Below are 1,142 nucleotides of genomic sequence, written 5' to 3' on the forward strand. Positions count from 1 at the left end.
GCGCCGGGTGAGCTGGAAGAAGCCGCTGAGGTTGACCCCGGTAGCCAGGGCGTAGTCCTCGTCGGTGTAGTCGGTGAACGGCTTGGCGAGGAAGAGGGATCGCCTTGGAAGGCTCGTGCGTGCCCCGCCCGGTCACCGCCGTCTCCAGGTTGACGATCCGCACGTCGGGGGCGACGGCGTCGAGCAGCGCCAGCGCGTCGCCCCACGGCCAGGCCGGTGGGGCCGGACGCGGCACCGGGCCGCTGGCCGCCTCCACCAGTCGGACGTACTCGCGGGCGTCGCGGACCGCCTCCTCGCGCAGGTCGGTCGGGCCCGGCCGGGGCAGGACCGCGTCCACTCCCCGGCCGGTCATCACGTCACCGCCGAGGAGCAGGGTCAGGTCGGCCATCACGGTCCGCGTTCCCCGCCCACCGCGCGTTAACCGGGGACCCCTCCTCTACACCAGGCGTCAGGAAGGGGCCTTTCCTTTCAGGCGTGAGTGGGGCGGGAGCGGGTAGCAGGGCCGCCATGACTGACGTGACCGTCGTGGTGGCCACCCGGAACCGGCGCCCACAGCTGCTCGAGACCCTCGGCCGGCACACCGCCGACGTGATCGTCGTCGACAACGGCTCCGACGACGGCTCCCCGGAGGCGGTGCGGCGGGCCTTCCCGCACGTCCGGGTGGTGCGGCTGGGCTGGAACGCCGGCGCGGGAGCGGCCCGCAACGTCGGCGTCGAACTGGCCGCGACCCCGTTCGTGGCGTTCGCCGACGACGACTCGTACTGGGCGCCCGGCGCGTTGGAGGAGGCGGTGCGGCTGCTGCGGGCGTACCCGCGTACGGGCCTGTTGACCGGGCGCGTGCTGGTCGGCCCGCAGGGGCGGCTCGACCCCGTGTCGGCGGAGATGGCCCGGGCACCCCTCGGCACCCCGACGGACGCGCCGGGCCCGTCGGTGCTGGGCTTCCTCGCCTGCGCGGTGGTGCTGCGCCGCGCCGCGTTCCGGCAGGTCGGTGGCTTCACCGAGAAGCTGCGCACGTACGGCGAGGAGGCGCTGCTGGCGATGGACCTGGCCGCCGCCGGCTGGCACCTGTCGTACGCCGACGAGGTCGTCGCCCACCACCTGCCGCTGCCGTCCGGGCGGGACGCGGGCGCCCGGCACCGGGT

General features: G+C 75.1%; 2 protein-coding genes. One reads left to right on the forward strand and one right to left on the reverse strand.

The window, feature by feature from the left end; genetic code table 11:
- Nucleotides 1-388 (reverse strand): CapA family protein (locus tag AB0I76_RS30410; protein WP_357042734.1); only part of this gene is annotated, 388 nt, incomplete at its 3' end.
- Nucleotides 389-507: 119 nt separating this feature from the next.
- Between AB0I76_RS30410 and AB0I76_RS30415 the strand changes: the two genes are divergently transcribed.
- The coding region (locus AB0I76_RS30415) for a glycosyltransferase (RefSeq protein ID WP_357042737.1) at nt 508-1,142 on the forward strand (635 nt) is incomplete at its 3' end.

This window comes from Micromonospora sp. NPDC049799 (assembly GCF_040656655.1).
Taxonomy (GTDB): Bacteria; Actinomycetota; Actinomycetes; order Mycobacteriales; family Micromonosporaceae; genus Micromonospora.